At 65.2% G+C, this 15,470-nt stretch carries 16 protein-coding genes and 1 pseudogene; 7 read left to right on the top strand and 10 right to left on the bottom strand.

Features of this window, described 5'->3' with window-relative positions; all coding sequences use genetic code 11:
• The first annotated feature begins 12 nt into the window (after window positions 1-12).
• Window positions 13-765, top strand: a complete 753-nt coding sequence (gene msrA / locus AB4099_RS12255; RefSeq protein ID WP_441478290.1) for a peptide-methionine (S)-S-oxide reductase MsrA — start codon at window positions 13-15, stop codon at window positions 763-765.
• A gap of 35 nt (window positions 766-800) precedes the next feature.
• Entirely contained in the window at window positions 801-1,214 is a 414-nt protein-coding gene (locus AB4099_RS12260) for an NUDIX hydrolase (RefSeq protein ID WP_441478291.1), read from the top strand.
• A gap of 37 nt (window positions 1,215-1,251) precedes the next feature.
• On the opposite strand, the gene AB4099_RS12265 is transcribed toward AB4099_RS12260, so the two are convergent.
• Complete coding sequence (locus AB4099_RS12265; protein WP_441478292.1) at window positions 1,252-2,142, bottom strand: LysR substrate-binding domain-containing protein; 891 nt, start codon at window positions 2,140-2,142, stop codon at window positions 1,252-1,254.
• Between the two features lie 231 nt (window positions 2,143-2,373).
• Here AB4099_RS12265 and AB4099_RS12270 point away from each other — a divergent pair, with 231 nt between their 5' ends.
• Window positions 2,374-3,165 (top strand): class I SAM-dependent methyltransferase, encoded by a 792-nt coding sequence (locus tag AB4099_RS12270; protein ID WP_441478293.1) that lies wholly within the window; start codon window positions 2,374-2,376, stop codon window positions 3,163-3,165.
• A gap of 19 nt (window positions 3,166-3,184) precedes the next feature.
• Here the strand turns inward: AB4099_RS12270 and AB4099_RS12275 are convergent, their stop codons facing one another.
• From AB4099_RS12275 to AB4099_RS12310, 8 genes and pseudogenes are all read right to left on the bottom strand, one after another.
• Complete coding sequence (locus AB4099_RS12275; protein WP_113516426.1) at window positions 3,185-3,592, bottom strand: DUF779 domain-containing protein; 408 nt, start codon at window positions 3,590-3,592, stop codon at window positions 3,185-3,187.
• A 189-nt stretch (window positions 3,593-3,781) separates the two neighbouring features.
• Window positions 3,782-5,299 carry an aldehyde dehydrogenase gene (gene adh, locus AB4099_RS12280; protein WP_441478294.1) on the bottom strand — a complete coding sequence of 506 codons (1,518 nt, stop codon included), beginning with the start codon at window positions 5,297-5,299 and terminating at the stop codon, window positions 3,782-3,784.
• A gap of 157 nt (window positions 5,300-5,456) precedes the next feature.
• Window positions 5,457-6,431: a GAF domain-containing protein gene (locus tag AB4099_RS12285; protein WP_113516428.1), complete on the bottom strand. Its 975-nt coding sequence runs from the start codon at window positions 6,429-6,431 to the stop codon at window positions 5,457-5,459.
• 349 nt (window positions 6,432-6,780) lie between these two features.
• Window positions 6,781-7,596: a 3-methyl-2-oxobutanoate hydroxymethyltransferase gene (gene panB, locus AB4099_RS12290; protein ID WP_113516429.1), complete on the bottom strand. Its 816-nt coding sequence runs from the start codon at window positions 7,594-7,596 to the stop codon at window positions 6,781-6,783.
• An 88-nt stretch (window positions 7,597-7,684) separates the two neighbouring features.
• Window positions 7,685-8,098 (bottom strand): annotated as a pseudogene (locus AB4099_RS12295) (cell wall hydrolase); the annotation flags it as partial.
• A gap of 840 nt (window positions 8,099-8,938) precedes the next feature.
• Entirely contained in the window at window positions 8,939-9,733 is a 795-nt protein-coding gene (locus tag AB4099_RS12300; protein ID WP_113516431.1) for an ABC transporter ATP-binding protein, read from the bottom strand.
• Entirely contained in the window at window positions 9,730-10,803 is a 1,074-nt protein-coding gene (locus AB4099_RS12305; RefSeq protein ID WP_441478461.1) for a FecCD family ABC transporter permease, read from the bottom strand. Before AB4099_RS12305 ends, AB4099_RS12300 begins: the two co-directional genes overlap by 4 nt.
• An 11-nt stretch (window positions 10,804-10,814) precedes the next feature.
• Window positions 10,815-11,996: an ABC transporter substrate-binding protein gene (locus tag AB4099_RS12310; protein WP_162768225.1), complete on the bottom strand. Its 1,182-nt coding sequence runs from the start codon at window positions 11,994-11,996 to the stop codon at window positions 10,815-10,817.
• A 1-nt stretch (window position 11,997) separates the two neighbouring features.
• On the opposite strand from AB4099_RS12310, the gene AB4099_RS12315 reads away from it, so the two are divergent.
• The 4 genes from AB4099_RS12315 (at window position 11,998) to AB4099_RS12330 (ending at window position 14,727) form a co-directional block, all read left to right on the top strand.
• Window positions 11,998-12,321, top strand: coding sequence for a hypothetical protein (locus AB4099_RS12315; protein WP_162768226.1), 324 nt, complete (start codon window positions 11,998-12,000; stop codon window positions 12,319-12,321).
• A gap of 398 nt (window positions 12,322-12,719) precedes the next feature.
• Complete coding sequence (locus AB4099_RS12320; RefSeq protein WP_113516435.1) at window positions 12,720-13,391, top strand: LuxR C-terminal-related transcriptional regulator; 672 nt, start codon at window positions 12,720-12,722, stop codon at window positions 13,389-13,391.
• A 163-nt stretch (window positions 13,392-13,554) separates the two neighbouring features.
• Window positions 13,555-14,085, top strand: a complete 531-nt coding sequence (locus AB4099_RS12325) for a hypothetical protein (protein ID WP_441478295.1) — start codon at window positions 13,555-13,557, stop codon at window positions 14,083-14,085.
• A gap of 420 nt (window positions 14,086-14,505) precedes the next feature.
• A complete protein-coding gene (locus tag AB4099_RS12330) occupies window positions 14,506-14,727 on the top strand; it encodes a hypothetical protein (RefSeq protein WP_113516437.1) in 222 nt (73 codons plus the stop codon).
• Between the two features lie 54 nt (window positions 14,728-14,781).
• Here the strand turns inward: AB4099_RS12330 and AB4099_RS12335 are convergent, their stop codons facing one another.
• Entirely contained in the window at window positions 14,782-15,420 is a 639-nt protein-coding gene (locus tag AB4099_RS12335; protein ID WP_441478296.1) for an alpha/beta hydrolase family protein, read from the bottom strand.
• Window positions 15,421-15,470: the final 50 nt, after the last annotated feature.

Below are 15,470 nucleotides of genomic sequence, written 5' to 3' on the forward strand. Positions count from 1 at the left end.
GGGAGATCGGACATGAAACACCCACTCGACAAGACCGCCGGATCGCCCGTCGCGCGCTATGGCCGGCCGGCCCTCGCCGCGCTCGCGCTGATCGGGCTCGTCGGTCTCGGCTTGAGGATTTCGCCATCGGCCGCCGAGAACGCACCCCGCGCGATCCCTGCCCTGTCGGCTGCTGAACCGGCCCCGCAGGCCACGTCCGAAGTCGCAGTCCTGGCCGGCGGCTGCTTCTGGGGCGTACAGGGCGTCTTTCAACATGTCGACGGCGTCAGCAACGCGGTCTCCGGCTATGCCGGCGGCGAGAAGGCGACCGCCCGCTACGAGCAGGTCGGCTCGGGGCGCACGGGCCATGCCGAAGCGGTCCAGATCACCTATGATCCGCGCAAGATCAGCTATGCGCGCATTCTGCAGATCTATTTCTCGGCGGCGCATGATCCGACCGAGCTCAACCGCCAGGGCCCCGATATCGGCACCCAGTACCGCTCGGCGATCTTCCCGGCCAATGCAGACCAGGCCAGGATCGCCAAGGCCTATATTGCGCAGCTCAACCAGGCGAAGGCCTTTAACGCGGCGATCGTGACCAAGATCGAGCCGGACCGGCCCTTCTACCCAGCCGAGGCCTATCACCAGGATTTCCTGACGAAGAACCCGAGCCACCCCTATATCGTGATCAACGACCTGCCGAAGATCGAAAGCCTGAAGCGCCTGTATCCCGCGCTCTATCGCCCCGACCCGGCGCTCGTCGCCAGGACCGGTCTCTCCAACTGAAGGAACTGACCAATCGACCTGCCGGACAGATGCCTTTGAGCGCCCCGCCGACGATCAGGATCGCGGCCGCCCTGCTCACCGACCAACAGGTCCGGCTGATCCTCGTGCGCAAGCGCGGCACCAGCGCCTTCATGCAGCCCGGAGGCAAGATCCAGCCCGACGAGACGCCGCTGGCGGCGCTGGTCCGGGAGCTGCACGAGGAACTCGGTCTGGTCGTCGCGCCCTCGTCGCCGCGTTATCTCGGCCGTTTCGCGGCACCCGCAGCACATGAGCAGGGCTTCACGGTGGAAGCGGAGCTGTTCAGCCTGTCGACCGAGCGGACGCTCGCCCCCGCCGCGGAGATCGCAGAACTGATCCGGTTCGATCCGGCTCGCGCGCCCCATCCCGAACTCGCCCCGCTGACGCGCGATGCCATCCTCCCGCTCCATCGGGCACGCGCCGGTTCCTGACGCGCCGTCTCCCGCGATCTCGGCGACAGGCGAAGGCTCAGGGAGCGGCAGCTTCGGCGGCGAATTCTTCGACGATCCAGGCGAGGAAGGCGCGTGTAGCCGGTGAAACGCCATGATCCCTGGCGGGGATGGCGGCCAGGCCATCGGCGAACGGAACGAACCCGCAAGGCGCGACCAGCCTGCCGGCCGCAAGGTCGTCCCTGACCATGCGCTGCTCGACCAGCGCCACGCCCAGGCCCGCCAGCGCGGCCTCGATGCAGAGATGCGTGTGCGGAAAGAAGATCTCCGCCTCGTGGGTCGCCGTCAGGCCCGTATTGACCTGCCAGGTCTCCCAGGCGCTGGCGCTATGCTCATGGGCAATCCGGGTCGAGCAGACCAGGCGCTCGCCATCCCGCGTGATCGCATGCCCGGGAGCGCAGACGGGGCCGAAGGCGATATCGGTCAGGCGGATCGCGCGCTCCCGGTCGCGCGCGGGATAGGAGCGGCGATCCCAGACCAGCACCAGATCGGCACCCTGGTGCCTGATCTCCTGGGCGGAGGTCATCGAGAGACGGAGCCGGATCTCGGGATGGCGACGATAGAAGCCCTGCAGATGCGGCACGAGCCAGCGCATGGCGAAGGTGGCGCTGCAGGCCACATGCACGCTCGGCCCACGCGCCTCCTCCAGCACGCGCAGCCAGCCCTGCTCGAGCGCATCGAGCGATCCGGCGACGACCTGCCGCAAGGCCTCGCCGCGCTCGTTCAGCCGCAGGCCGGTCCCGGCCTTCTCGAAAAGCTCCATACCCGCATGATCCTGCAGGCTGCGAAGCTGGCGGCTGACCGCGCCATGGGTCCGGCCGAGCTCCTCGCCCGCACGCGTCACCGAGCCGAGACGCGCCGTCGCCTCAAAGGCCCTGAGGGCGGAAAGCGGCGGAAGCTTGCGCGGCATGACAGGCCATCCGTGAGTTCAGCTCACCATGATCGGATTTTAACTCGATAGCATGGTGAGCCGATCATCTCTAGGAAAGCCTTGATAGTTGGCCAATTCTGAGCTGATCCGGCCCTTTTGCCGGCCAGCCGAGAACGGCCTCCGGCCGTGCATTAAACGAACGGAGCGCGCGCCGCGTGATGCAAACCTGCACGCGTCGGCCAGCCCTTTTGACGCAACAGGGAGATCCTGATGACGATCGGTTCAGTGAATCCACGACAAGCGGATGGGAGCGCCGGGGACGCGAATTACGGCGTCATCGGCGCCGGCTATACCGCCTATCGGCAGCCCGAGCCGGCAATTGCCGCCCAGATCGAGCAGGCCCTCGGCACCGCGCGGTCCGTGCTGAATGTCGGGGCCGGCGCGGGCTCCTACGAACCGCGGGATCGCGACGTCACGGCCGTCGAGCCCTCGGCCTCGATGCGCGCCCAGCGCCCCTCCGATCTCGCCCTTGCCGTCGATGCGGTCGCCGAGGCGCTGCCCTTCCCCGACGGGCATTTCGACGCCAGCATGACGACCTTCTCCATCCATCAATGGAAGAACCTGGAGGCCGGGCTTGCCGAGATGCGGCGCGTGACGCGCGGACGGGTCATCATCCTGAGCTGCGATCCCGATCTGGTGCAACGCTTCTGGCTGAACGATTACGCGCCCGAGGTTCTCGCCACCGAGGCCCGCCGCTACCCCGCACTTGGCCGCATCCGCACAGTGCTCGGCGGCCAGACGCATGTCGACCCGGTCGCCATTCCCTTCGACTGCCGGGACGGCTTCAACGAGGCCTATTATGGGCGCCCGGAACGCCTGCTCGAAGCCGGCGCCCGCGCTGCGAATTCGGCCTGGAGCTTCGTCGGCGAGCCGGTCCGCGCGGACTATGTCGCGCATCTCCAGCGCGCGCTCGAAGACGGCAGCTGGGACAGGCGTCACGGGGCATTGCGCCGGCAAGCGGCTTTCGATGGCTCCTTGCGGCTGATCACCGCCGCGCCTTGAGACCGGACGGACCTGTAGCTCAGCCGGCGGAGCTGATTTTTCCGCCGTCGAGCCGGCACATCTCCTCGCCGGAAAAGGCGCGCGAGCGCGTGAGGAAGCGCTGCTCCGTGCCGTTCTCCAGCGAGAACATCCCGCCCCGCCCGGGGACGACGTCGATGATCAGCTGGGTATGGCGCCAGAGGGCGAATTGCGCGCCGCTGATATAGACCGGAGCGCCGCCAACCTCGCCCAGCTTCACGTCGTGGTCCGAGACCATGAAGTCGCCCTGCGGATAGCACATCGGCGAGGAGCCATCGCAGCAGCCTCCCGACTGGTGAAACAGAATGGCTCCGTGCTCGGCCTGCAGCCGCGCGATCAGGCTGAGGGCGGCCGGCGTGGCCATGACCTGCTCGACAATATCGACCTGCTCGATGACTTGCTCGCTCATGCCGGAACTCCCCGTGGCGTGGGACGACAAAGATGTGCCGCTCCCCGATGCTCAACACCGGGCAATGCGGCCTACGGGATATCCCGGCACGCCAACAACGTCTTAGCTGCGGGCGTGCCGGGCCTATGCCCGTGGAGGGGCGGGCAAGCGCCTGAAGAAGCCAGCGTCTTCAGGGAGAAGTCAGCTTCTTCAGAAGAAACCGAGCTTCTTCGGGGAATAGCTCACCAGCATGTTCTTGGTCTGCTGGTAATGGTCGAGCATCATCTTGTGGTTCTCGCGACCGATGCCGGACTGCTTGTAGCCGCCGAAGGCCGCATGCGCGGGATAGGCGTGGTAGCAATTGGTCCAGACCCGGCCCGCCTGGATCGCGCGGCCGAAGCGGTAGGCGCGGTTGCCGTCACGGGTCCAGATGCCGGCACCGAGGCCATAGAGTGTATCATTGGCGATCGAGAGCGCCTCTTCGTCGTCCTTGAATGTCGTGACGGAGACGACCGGCCCAAAGATCTCCTCCTGGAAGACCCGCATCTTGTTGTGTCCCTTGAGGACGGTCGGCTTGACGTAATAGCCGCCCGCCAGATCGCCCGGCAGCTCGTTTCGCGCCCCGCCGATCAGCACCTCGGCGCCCTCCTGCCGGCCGATGTCGAAATAGCTCAGGATCTTCTCGAGCTGCTCGGAGGAGGCCTGCGCACCGATCATCGTCGCGGCATCCAGCGGGTCGCCCTGCTTGATCGCCGCGACGCGCTTCAGCGCCTTTTCCATGAAGCGGTCATAGATGCTCTCATGGATCAGGGCGCGGCTCGGACAGGTGCAGACTTCGCCCTGATTGAGCGCGAACATGACGAAGCCTTCGATCGCCTTGTCGAAGAAATCGTCATCCTCGAGCGTCACATCCTTGAAGAAGATGTTCGGCGACTTGCCGCCGAGCTCCAGCGTCACCGGGATCAGGTTATGGCTGGCATATTGCATGATCAGCCGGCCGGTCGTGGTCTCGCCGGTGAAGGCGATCTTGGCGATGCGGTTGCTCGAGGCGAGCGGCTTGCCGGCCTCCAGGCCGAAGCCGTTGACGATGTTCAGGACGCCCGGCGGCAGGATGTCGGCGATCAGCTCGGCGAGGACGAGGATCGAGGCGGGCGTCTGTTCGGCCGGCTTCAGCACGACGCAATTGCCGGCGGCGAGCGCCGGTGCCAGCTTCCAGACGGCCATCAGGATCGGGAAGTTCCAGGGAATGATCTGGCCGACGACGCCGAGCGGCTCGTGGAAGTGATAGGCGACCGTATCATGGTCGATTTCGGAGATGCCGCCTTCCTGCGCGCGTACCGCGCCGGCGAAATAACGGAAATGGTCGATCGCCAGCGGCATGTCGGCAGCGGTCGTCTCCCGGATCGGCTTGCCGTTGTCCCAGGTCTCGGCCAGCGCGAGGAGCGCGAGATTGTCCTCCATCACGTCGGCGATCTTGTTCAGGAGCAGCGCCCGCTCGGCGGCGCTGGTGCGGCCCCAGGCGTCCTTGGCGGCATGGGCGGCGTCGAGCGCCGCCTCGACGTCCTCAGCGTCGGAGCGCGCGACCTCGCAGAGCAGCCGGCCATTCACCGGAGAGGTGTTCTCGAAATAGCGCCCTGACTTGGGCTCGGCCCATTTGCCGTTGATGAAATTGCCATAGCGCGCCTTGAACGGCGTCGCGGATGTACGGTTGAATTCGGGCTTGTTCATCTCTTCCTCCATCGCAGCGCTGTGAGGCCGCGCCCTGAAGGGCAGGATCGACCGCAATGCTTGGCGTTGTCAGGAGGCGTGCGACGCTTTCAGGCGCCCGACTGTCTCAGCTTTGCGACAGGTTTCGGAAGAGATTGCATGCTCGGCCACGCCGCCGTCAGCGGCCGCGTTCGAGGCCGAGCCGTGTCAGCTTCCGGTGCATCGTCGCGCGGCTGACACCGAGCATGCGCGCCGCCGCCGAGACATTGCCATTGGCCCGCGCCAGAGCCCGCTGCACGACGCCGCGTTCGGCGGCGCTCAGTTCCTCTGCGGGCCTCGCCTCGTCTCCGGCCAGCAGATCATCGGCGGGAAACGGGTGCGCCAAGCGCTCGTCCGTCAGTCCATAGGCCAGCCGCGCGGCCCGGCTCGCCCCGATGACGAGATCCTCCTTGTCGACGGCCAGCAGACCTCCGCCGCCACCGAAGCGGTCCTGGGCGACGACGATACGCGCCCTGGGAAAGGCCATCCGGAAATGATGAGCCTCGATCCGGTGTGCCGCCTCGACCGTCGCGCTGGCGACAAGCTTCAGCATGGCCGGCGTCAGGTCGGCGCGACAGGTCGAGACATCCAGCGTCGCGATCAGCCGCCCCTGCGCGTCCCAGATCGGGGCGACGCTGCAGCTCAGGCCGATATTGCGCGTCAGGAAATGCTGGTCGCGGTGGATCGTCAGCGGGCGCCCTTCGGCAAGGCAGGTCCCGACGCCGTTGGTGCCTTCGCTGGCCTCGCTCCAGACCATTCCGGTCCAGAGCCCGATATTGCGGAAATCGACGTCGTCGCCGGGCACGCCTCGTCGATCGAGAGGCACGCCCTCGCGATCGGTGAACAGCACGCAGCAGCCGGCATCGCCGACGGACTGAAAGAGCCGATCCAGGGTCGATTGTGCCACTCGGATCAGAGGATCCAGGCGCTCGAAGGCAGCATCGAATTCATGCTGGCTGAGCCGCCAGGGCGGCCGGGCGTGATTGGGATCAAGGCCGTATTTGACGACGGACCGCGACCAGGACGCCGCCACGGCGGATTGCGCCACGGCCGCCGCGTTATTCAATGTCGAATATATCCGATCAGCGTGCAGGCCTCGCGCAGTCTCGACCATGCTCGGCATCCATTTCCACCCGTTTCGCATATTCAGTCCGAGCCGAGGGCAATTTCGCCATCGGCATCCGTGCGATTTTCGGCATGTTCCAGCCGTTCAGGCGCCGGTGTCAACAGTCAGATCGGCGATTGCCGGGAAAGCGGGGCCTTCCGATGGAATCGGCATCGGACGATGCAAGAGAGCGCCCTGCCGAGATGCGCCCGAATTGTCATCGGCGCGCATCCCTTGAGGATGGCCATCGCTATATTCCAATTGATATAATGAAAAATCTGATCAGAGCCGCTTTGACGTAACCCGGCCCTGTGGCCGCGAGCCACCTCCGACAGATCGCACCTGCCCGTGGCGGCGTTCAGTAACTGTGCTCCGGACCTGGAAATTCCTGGCTCTTCACCGCGGCGACATAGGCCTGGACCGCCTCCTGGATCGAGCCCGCGCCGACCATGAAGTCCTTGGAGAAGCGTGGCCTCTTGCCGGGATAGACGCCGATCGCGTCGTGGAGGACGAGCACCTGGCCATCGCAATGGACACCGGCGCCGATCCCGATCGTCAGCATGTCGTGGCTGGCTGCGCCAATCTCTTCGGCCAGTGTCGACGGCACCATTTCCAGCACGAGGAAGCGCGCGCCCGCCTGCTCCAGCGCGGCAGAATCCGCTTTCAGCTTGCTCGCCGCATCCGCCGTTTTGCCCTGGACCCTGTAACCGCCGAGCTGATGCACGGATTGCGGCGTCAGCCCGAGATGGCCACAGACCGGGACGCCGCGCTCGACGAGATAGCGAACGGTCTCGACGACATAGTCCGAGCCTTCGAGCTTCACCATATGAGCGCCGGCAGCCATCAGCTTGGCTGCATTGTGCATGGCTTGCGCAGGACCTTCCTGATACGACCCGAACGGCATGTCAGCCATGATGAAGGCACGCCTGGCGCCGCGCGCCACGCAAGCCGTGTGATAGGCCATTTGCTCCATGGTCACCGGCAGCGTCGTGGAGTGCCCCTGCAGCACATTCCCCATGGAATCGCCGATGAGCAGGATCTCGACCCCGCAGTTCTCGAGCAGGCTGGCGAAGCTCGAATCGTAGCAGGTCATCATCGCGACCTTCTCACCCGCCGCTTTCATCCGGGCGAAATCGGCCAGCGTGAGGGCGCGGGCATCGGACAGATAGGCCATAGGCATGACTCCCGGCGAGACTGATCGCCGCGCAAGCTATACGGGCCGCGCTCGCAATTGCGAAGCGGTCGCCCGCCTCAGCCCCGGGTCACCCGGAATGGGCCAGTCCGGTCGTGCCTCGGCTGTAGAAGATGTGGCGGCCGATCACATCCATCTTCTTCAGCCTCTTCGCCCAGGAGGGCTGGACATAATCGGCGTGATAATGCGTGGAATCGCCGACCTCCACCAGATAGGTCCGGCCCTCGTAAACCTCCCGCGCGATGCGCAGGGCCACCTGCCATTGCTCGGGCTCCTTGATGCGCAGCGACTTGCCCTCGCAGGCGAAGGTGAACTGGCAGGCGAGCCTGCGGTGGCGGTTCTGATAGACGACGCCACAGACGGAACCCGGATAATACCCACTCTTGACCCGGTTGAGCACCACCTGGGCGACGGCGACGCGCCCGTCTTCCGCTTCGGAGCGTGCCTCGAAATAGATCGCCTCGGCGAGGCAGCGCTGCTCGCTCGCCAGCGTGTCGCCGTCGATGACGACGGGCACGCCGGTGAGGATGAGCTGCGTGGTCGCCATGGTCGTGGCGGGCGGCTCGACAAAGGCCGCAAGCGAAAGCAACGCCAGTGGGGCGATGCGCTTCATGGATATACTCCGGGGGTAAGGGTCAAGCCGTGCGTTCGCGGCCCGGATCCATCGTCGGCAGGATCAGCGGCCCTTGTGGCTTGTTGTGTTTGCTGGGATTGGGCGCGCCGGCCTGACCGGGGACGAGCACATCATGGCTGTCACGGGGGCGGCGGCGGAAGGGAACTCGTTTTGATTGCGCCCGGCCTGAAGCATCGCGAAGGCTCTGCGCAGTGCAGTGTCTCCACGCGCCGAAGGCGACAAGGCGGTTTGACTATCGGGGGTGAGCTGGCGCTACGGACTTTGCGATGATGAGGGCGGCTGGGCGCAGTGCCGCAGCGTGACGCCGGACAGGATGAGCACATCGCGATCGGCAATATGCGCCGCACCCTCGCAAGCCTGCATCGGATGCAACAAAGAAGAGGCTGCGCTCGCACGCACATAGTCCGCAGCCATGCGAAGTTTTACGTTCGTGACCGATCGCCCTCGACGACGCAGATCGGATATCTCCGACATTTGTTGCCGTGACGTCAGCCTCTCATTACTTTCAACCAAAGATCTATTCGCTCCGAAATTAAGATTGCATTAACCATCATTCAGCGCGCCATATGGACACGGAGTTCGGCATCTTTGTGGCCTGATTCGGCAGCCCGTGCCTTGTTGGCGCCCCACCACGGCCCCAAACGCCCATTCGAGCGGGCGTTGGCCGGTCGCAGCGGACCCCCTGGCCTCTCAGGCCGTGATCCGCTCGGTGCCGGCGCGCAGCATGGTGTCGACCAGGAGATTGCCGGTCGCGCCCTGTTCCAGCGTGATGTCGACGCCATACACATCCGACGCCGCCGGATGCGAGAGGACATCCCTGGGGCGGCCATCGGCGACGACGGTCTTGCGGTCGATCAGCAGGAAGCGATCCGCGCAGCGGCTGGCCAGCGCCAGGTCGTGCAATGCGACGAGCGTGACCTGGCCGCGCCGCCGCGTCGTCTCGCGGATGACATTGGTCACCTGCAACTGCCGGCGCAGGTCGAGCGCGCTTGTCGGCTCGTCGAGCAGGAGCACGCTGGGCGCGCGCACCAGGGCCTGGGCCACGGAGACGAGCTGCTGCTGGCCGCCCGAAAGGTCCGATACCGGAACCTCCGAGAGATGGTCGATATGCAGCGTCCCGAGCGCCTCCTCCACCGCCCGCAGATCCTCGCGCGTGGCGCGACCACCATGGGCTTTCCGGGCGAGCAGCACATAATCGAAGACGCAGAGCGCGGCGCGCATCGCGACATGCTGCGACAGGAAGAAGATCGCATCATGCCGCTGTCGCGATGACATTCCGGCAAGGTCGGCCCCGTCGAGCCGCATGGTGCCGGCGCGCGGGCGCAGCAGCCCGGCGACGAGGCGAAACAGCGTGGACTTCCCGACCCCGTTGGGGCCGACCACGGCGGTGACGGTGCCACGTTCGAGCCCAAGAGCGCTGAGCCCGTCGAAGACGTCGCCGCGGCCGCGATAAGCGAAACCGATCGACTCGATCGAGAGGCTCATTGCCAGCGCTCCCGGCGGATCGACATCACGAGGCTGAGGAAGAACGGCACGCCGACGAGGGCGGTGATGATGCCGATGGGATAGATGATCCCCGGGGTAATGCCCTTCGACAGCGTGGACGCGACGGACAGGATGAGGCCGCCGGCAATCGCCGCGACCGGTACGAAATAGCGCTGATCCTCGCCGACCAGCAGCCGTGCGATATGCGGCCCCACCAGGCCGATGAAGCCGATCGCGCCGACGAAGGCGACGGCGGTCGAGGCCAGCAGCGAGATGCAGACCAGCATTTCCAGGCGCAGCCGCGCGACGCGCACGCCAAGTGCGGCCGCGCGCTCGTCGCCCATGGTGAGCGCGGTCAGCATCCAGCTGCGATGCAGGCAGAACGGCAGGATGACCCCAAGCAGGCCGGCGCAGATCCCGAGCTTCGTCCAGGTGGCGCGCGACAGGCTGCCCATCATCCAGAAGATGATCTGCTGCAGCTGCGTTTCGGAGGAGTGGAACTGGATGAAGGCGAGAAGCGCGTTGAAGGTGAAGAACAACGCGATGCCGACGAGCACGAAGGTCTCGACGGTGACGCCGCGCAGCCGCGTGAACAGGAACAGGATCGCCGAGGTCGCGAGCGCGAACAGGAAGGCGTTCGCCGTCACCAGAAAGGCCCCCGCGAAGGGCACGAGCGAGACGCCGGTCGCAATCGCAAGCGCCGCGCCGAAGCTCGCCGCCGACGAGATGCCGAGCGTGAACGGATCGGCGAGAGGATTGCCGAGGATGGTCTGCATCTGCGCCCCGGCAGTGCCCAGCATGGCACCGATGAGAATGGCCATCACCGCGACGGGCAGGCGCACATCCCAGACGATCACGTCGAGCTTCGGGCCCATCGATCCCGGTTCGAGGATGACGCGCGCCACATCCATCAAGGGGAAATTGCCGGGACCCACCGAGACATCGACCACGAGCGCCAGCGTGAGCAGCGCAAGCGCCCCGACAGCGAGCAGGAGCTTGCGCAGCACCCGCCGCCGATAGCGCTCGCTGGCCGTATCGGCAGGCGGCTCGAAAGCCGGTGTATCGGACAGGGCCATGGCGGTCAGTTCATCTCGATCCAGAACTTGCCGGTCAGCTTGATCGGCAGAAAGCGGTCATGCAGCTCCTGGAAGGTCGCCCAGGCGTCGAGATCCTTGAACTCGTTGGGGTGCAGCCACCTGGCGAGCGCCTGGATGGCCACGAAATGATAGGGGCTCTGGTAGAACTGGTGATAGATCGCCATCACCTTCCTGTTCTTCACGGCCGTCAGCCCCGGAAATCCGGTCCGGGCGACGAGGCCCTTGAGCTGTGCGGCGGCGCGTTCAGGCCGGGTTTCGTAGCCGAGCCAGACGGCGATATTGCCGGGGTTGCTGTTCGACCAGTTGGCGCCGGTCATCAGCAGGAATTGCGGATCATCGACGATGATCTTCTCCGGATTGACCATGCCGCCGGCACCGGAAAAATATTTCGATCCCCAGTTCATGCCGCCGGCTTCGGAGACGAACTCACCGAAGTTGAAATTGCCGAAGGACTGGCAGCAGGCGGACGGGTTGAGGCCGGCAGCCTGCTCGGCGAAGACCAGCGGCCGCTGATCCTGCTTCAGCCGCGTCGTGACGTTGTAAACCCGCCGCAACTGCTGCGAGTAATAGTCGATGAAGCTATTGGCCGCGTCCATGCGGTCGAAGACCCGGCCGAGCAGGAGCATGCTCGGCACGGTGTTCTGCGTCGGGCGCTCGCGGAAATCGATGAAGATCGTCGGGATGCCGGCCTTGGCCAGGTTGTCGACGACGCCGGACTGCATCGCCTTGTCCAGGAAGCCGAGCGACAGGATGACGAGGTCCGCATCGAGCGTGATCGCCTTCTCCACGCTGAAATCGCTCGAGGCGAGCGCGCTTACCAAAGTCATCGACTTGGCGGCAGGAACATCCGCCAGATAGCGGTTCCAGGTATCGGGGTCGAATTTCGGCAGGTCGTCGCCGATGGCGGCGAGCTGCGCGAAGGGCTTGTCCTTGCCCATCAGCACGACCGTCGCAGAGAATAGCCGGCCCTCGCCGAGGATGGCCCGTTGCACGCCCTTCTTGACCTTGACGGTGCGGCCGGCAAGGTCCGTCACCTCGATCATGGTGTCGGCAGCCTGTGCGCTGCGGATGCCCGGTGCGGCAAGCAGGGCCAGGGCGGCCATGAGCGCCACGCGCCGGGTCAGCCGGGCAAACCAGCCCGGCACGGATTGTGAATGCCTGTCCATCATGATCCTCGCTCTATCGATTGGCGTTTGCGCATGGGGATGGCGCAGCGGTCCTGGCCCAGCCGCCAGTGTTCAACCGGCGGCCTCCCCCCGCCTGACCGCCCTTCATCTGCTCACGCTCCAGGAAGACGGCTCTCGTGCGGATCGGTTCAAGCAATCGCTGGCTATCGCGCGCGCCGAGATGCGCAGCCCCGATGGCCAAGAAGATCTCGTGATTCCGCAATACATCGGACTTGGCCGGCGGGCGCATCCAGTCACGCCGGATATTATCATTGATCGATCGCGCGTTCAGAAGATCCACCGCTTCTGTCCTCGTGCAGAATAGCGACCAGTACAGACCGCGCGGCGATTTGTCACGATACTTCAATAATTTAGAAATACTCAAATCTATAATTAGTAGATTTACAAACTAGGCGCCTGGCGAGATGGGCCGGCGCCAGACCTGACGGGGATGGACAGTCCTGACGACTGCGCTGAACGAGATTGCTACCGATGGTCTCAGCCGGTCCGGACGACCGCCGCGAAGGCGCCAGAATGCCCTCCCGCCTGTCGCCAACCACAACCGGAGGCGCAGAAAACGGAATTCATCCACCTAAGGTTTAGTAAGACAGGTTTGTCGACCAGATTGGATCGAGATTGTTCTCATTTTGAGAGGATTTACAAAAAGCGTTGACTACGCAACCATCGGACTCGGCCTGGGGAGGTAAAATACAGAGGTCAGCTATGCCGGACCTTTCGATTGCGATCGTCGATGATCACCCGATGCTGATGGAGGGGATCGCCGCTCTGCTGAAACGCTGGGGCGGTTTCATGCTCGCTGCGACGGGAAATGTCGCAGATCACATCGTGTCGATCGCCAGGACGCATCGCCCTGATGAAATGATCGTCGATCTCAGCATGACCGGAGATGTCTTCCAGGCGATTGCGGACGCCTTGAAGATCGCTCCCGAGACGAAGATCGTGGTGTTCACGGCCTCGGCCAGCACGGAGGATGCGATCAGGGCCCTGGATGCCGGGGCCAAGGGCTATGTCCTGAAAGGCAGCCCCGGAGAAGACCTCTTCCAGGCTCTTCAGGCGGCACAGCGGGGCGATGTCTATGTCACGCCCGCCTTCGCGACCAAGCTGATCTGTGCGTTGAAGGAAAAGACCCTCGAAAGGCAGAAGGCGATCAACAACAGGCTCAGCGTCCGCGAGCAGCAGATCGTCAATCTGCTGCTGCTCGGGAAGATGAACAACGAAATCGCTCGCGAGCTTTCGCTCAGCGCCAAGACCGTCAAGGGCTACATGACCAACCTGATGGCCAAGCTGAACGCGCGCAATCGCCTGGAGGTGGTGCTTGCTGCACAAAAGCTGGCTGCTGGGACGAACACCCCTGCCGTGATCAGGCGCCCGTGAACGACCGGTCCTGCCGGCCCCCTTGAGAGAGCCGCAGTTGCTGGGCTCAAGACAGTAGCCGGGCTTAAGGCAGCGGGAGCCCGGGAGGCTGGCGGCCGTGGACACTCTTAGGCCGGGCACTCCGGTCCAGCAGGTTTCCTGGATACTCCCGCGGCATCGGGACATGGGCAGGTCCATGCAGTGCCGGATCGCAGCGGCCTGCCTGTGCTGTATCCTTGCCGCGCTCGCCTGCACTTCCGCCCGCGCTGCCGAGTCCGACTTTCTCGAACGCTTCCGGGGCGACTGGTCCGGTTCCGGCAAGGTCCAGCGCGACGGCGGCAGCCAGCCGCGGCACGTGACCTGCTCGGTCATCGGGCGCCTCACCGAGAACCGGATCAGCGCGCAAGGCAGTTGTCGCGCCTATCTGATCTTCGTGCGGCCGGTCGCGATTGATGTCACCTATGATCCGCGCTCCGGCATCTATCGCGGCACCTATACCGGCGCCCGGATCGGCCCCGCCCGGCTCAGCGGCACGCGCAGCGGCGACGCCTTGAACCTCAGGATCGAATGGCCGCGACCGGTCAATGGCGACACGCAGGCCGCGATGGTCATCCAGAATGACGGCCGCGGCATCCTGCGGATTACCGTCGCGGACAACCTCACGCCCGGCGGCCCGATCCTGCAGACCTCCGAGATCATCCTCCTGCGTCAATAGGTGGAGGCTGATCGGAACCGGCATCATGGGATGAGCGCGGGCGTAAGGGGGCAGTTCCGGCCCGATTGCGAATGATGCGCGCATCAGCCCACGGGCCGGCCGATGGACAGAACCTTTGCTCGCTCCGGAGAGATGATGCCTGGCGGGGACGCGCGCCCTGGCTGACCTGCGCCCTCGAATCGGAGTGCCGTTGGACTAAAGCATCGGCCCGAAAAGTGGATTGCGGCTTTTCCGGAAAGCGATGCAAGTACAAATGGTTAGATCATCTGACCGGATACGATATCCGGTCAGATGATCTAAGGGCTACCCGCTTCTTCCGACCCTCTCGTTCTCAATCGCGGTCTCGGGGTTGCGATTGGCGTGAACGGGCCTCACTCTAAGGCATGAGCAGTATCGTCTCACGAATCAGCATGGTCATGCATGCGTGAAGAGCGACCCGACCGCCGGCGCAACCGCGCGCCAGGCTACCCGGCCCGGCGCAGCGTGGTACTGAGCTCGGAGGCGGACTATATCCGCGCCTGCGCCAGGGCGCGCGATCTCCACGCCGCCGCCCGTCACCCGATGGCCGAGGTCGAGCTTGAGAACCTGGCTCTCGCGATTCTGACCTGGGAACTCAAATGCGGCGGGCCGGACGGCACGTGAGGCCGCCCCCCATCGCCGCGCCCCTCTCCTCCCCATGCGGCGCCGGCTGCGCCTCTAGGCCGTGAGACGATCCGCCCAGGCGGCGACCCTGCTCGACAGGGTCTTCAGATGGTCGTCGACGGAAAAGCCCGAGACCGCCTTGCGCGGCTTCAGGTCGTGGTCGCCATCTTCGAGCCAGAGAATCTCGATGGCGCTGGAGAGTGTGTAAGCCGAGACCTCCTCGCGCGTGCCGAACAGGTCCCTCGTCCCCTGCGCGATCAGCGTCGGCGTCTTCATGGTCGCGAGATGCGCCGTCCGCAGCTGCTCGGGCTTACCGATCGGGTGGAAGGGATAGCCAAGGCAGAGCAGGCCGGCGATCCGGCCCAATGCGTGCCACTCGTCAGCCATCATGCTGGCGACACGTCCACCCATCGATTTGCCGCCGATGATGAGAGGCCCCGTGCAGTCGAGCGCGCCGATGGCGGCGGCATATTCCGAGATCAGGGTCTCGGCGCGTGGCGGTGGCTTTCGACTGGCCGATGTCCGGCGATCCGCCATGTAGCCGAACTCGAACCGGGCCACGCGAAGACCGGCCGCAGCCAGAGCGCCGGCATTGGCCGTCATCGAAGCGGAATCCATGGGCGCCCCGGCACCATGTGCCAGGAGGATCGTTGCCCTCGCCTCTTCCGGGCCATCCATCAGAAATGCCACCATCGCCGCCTTCGCCTTGCCGGAATTGCCGGCTTCTCGCCGCTGGCCAACCT

Origin of the sequence: Allobosea sp. 2KB_26, from assembly GCF_052115715.1 — a bacterium.
Classification (GTDB): domain Bacteria; phylum Pseudomonadota; class Alphaproteobacteria; order Rhizobiales; family Beijerinckiaceae; genus Allobosea.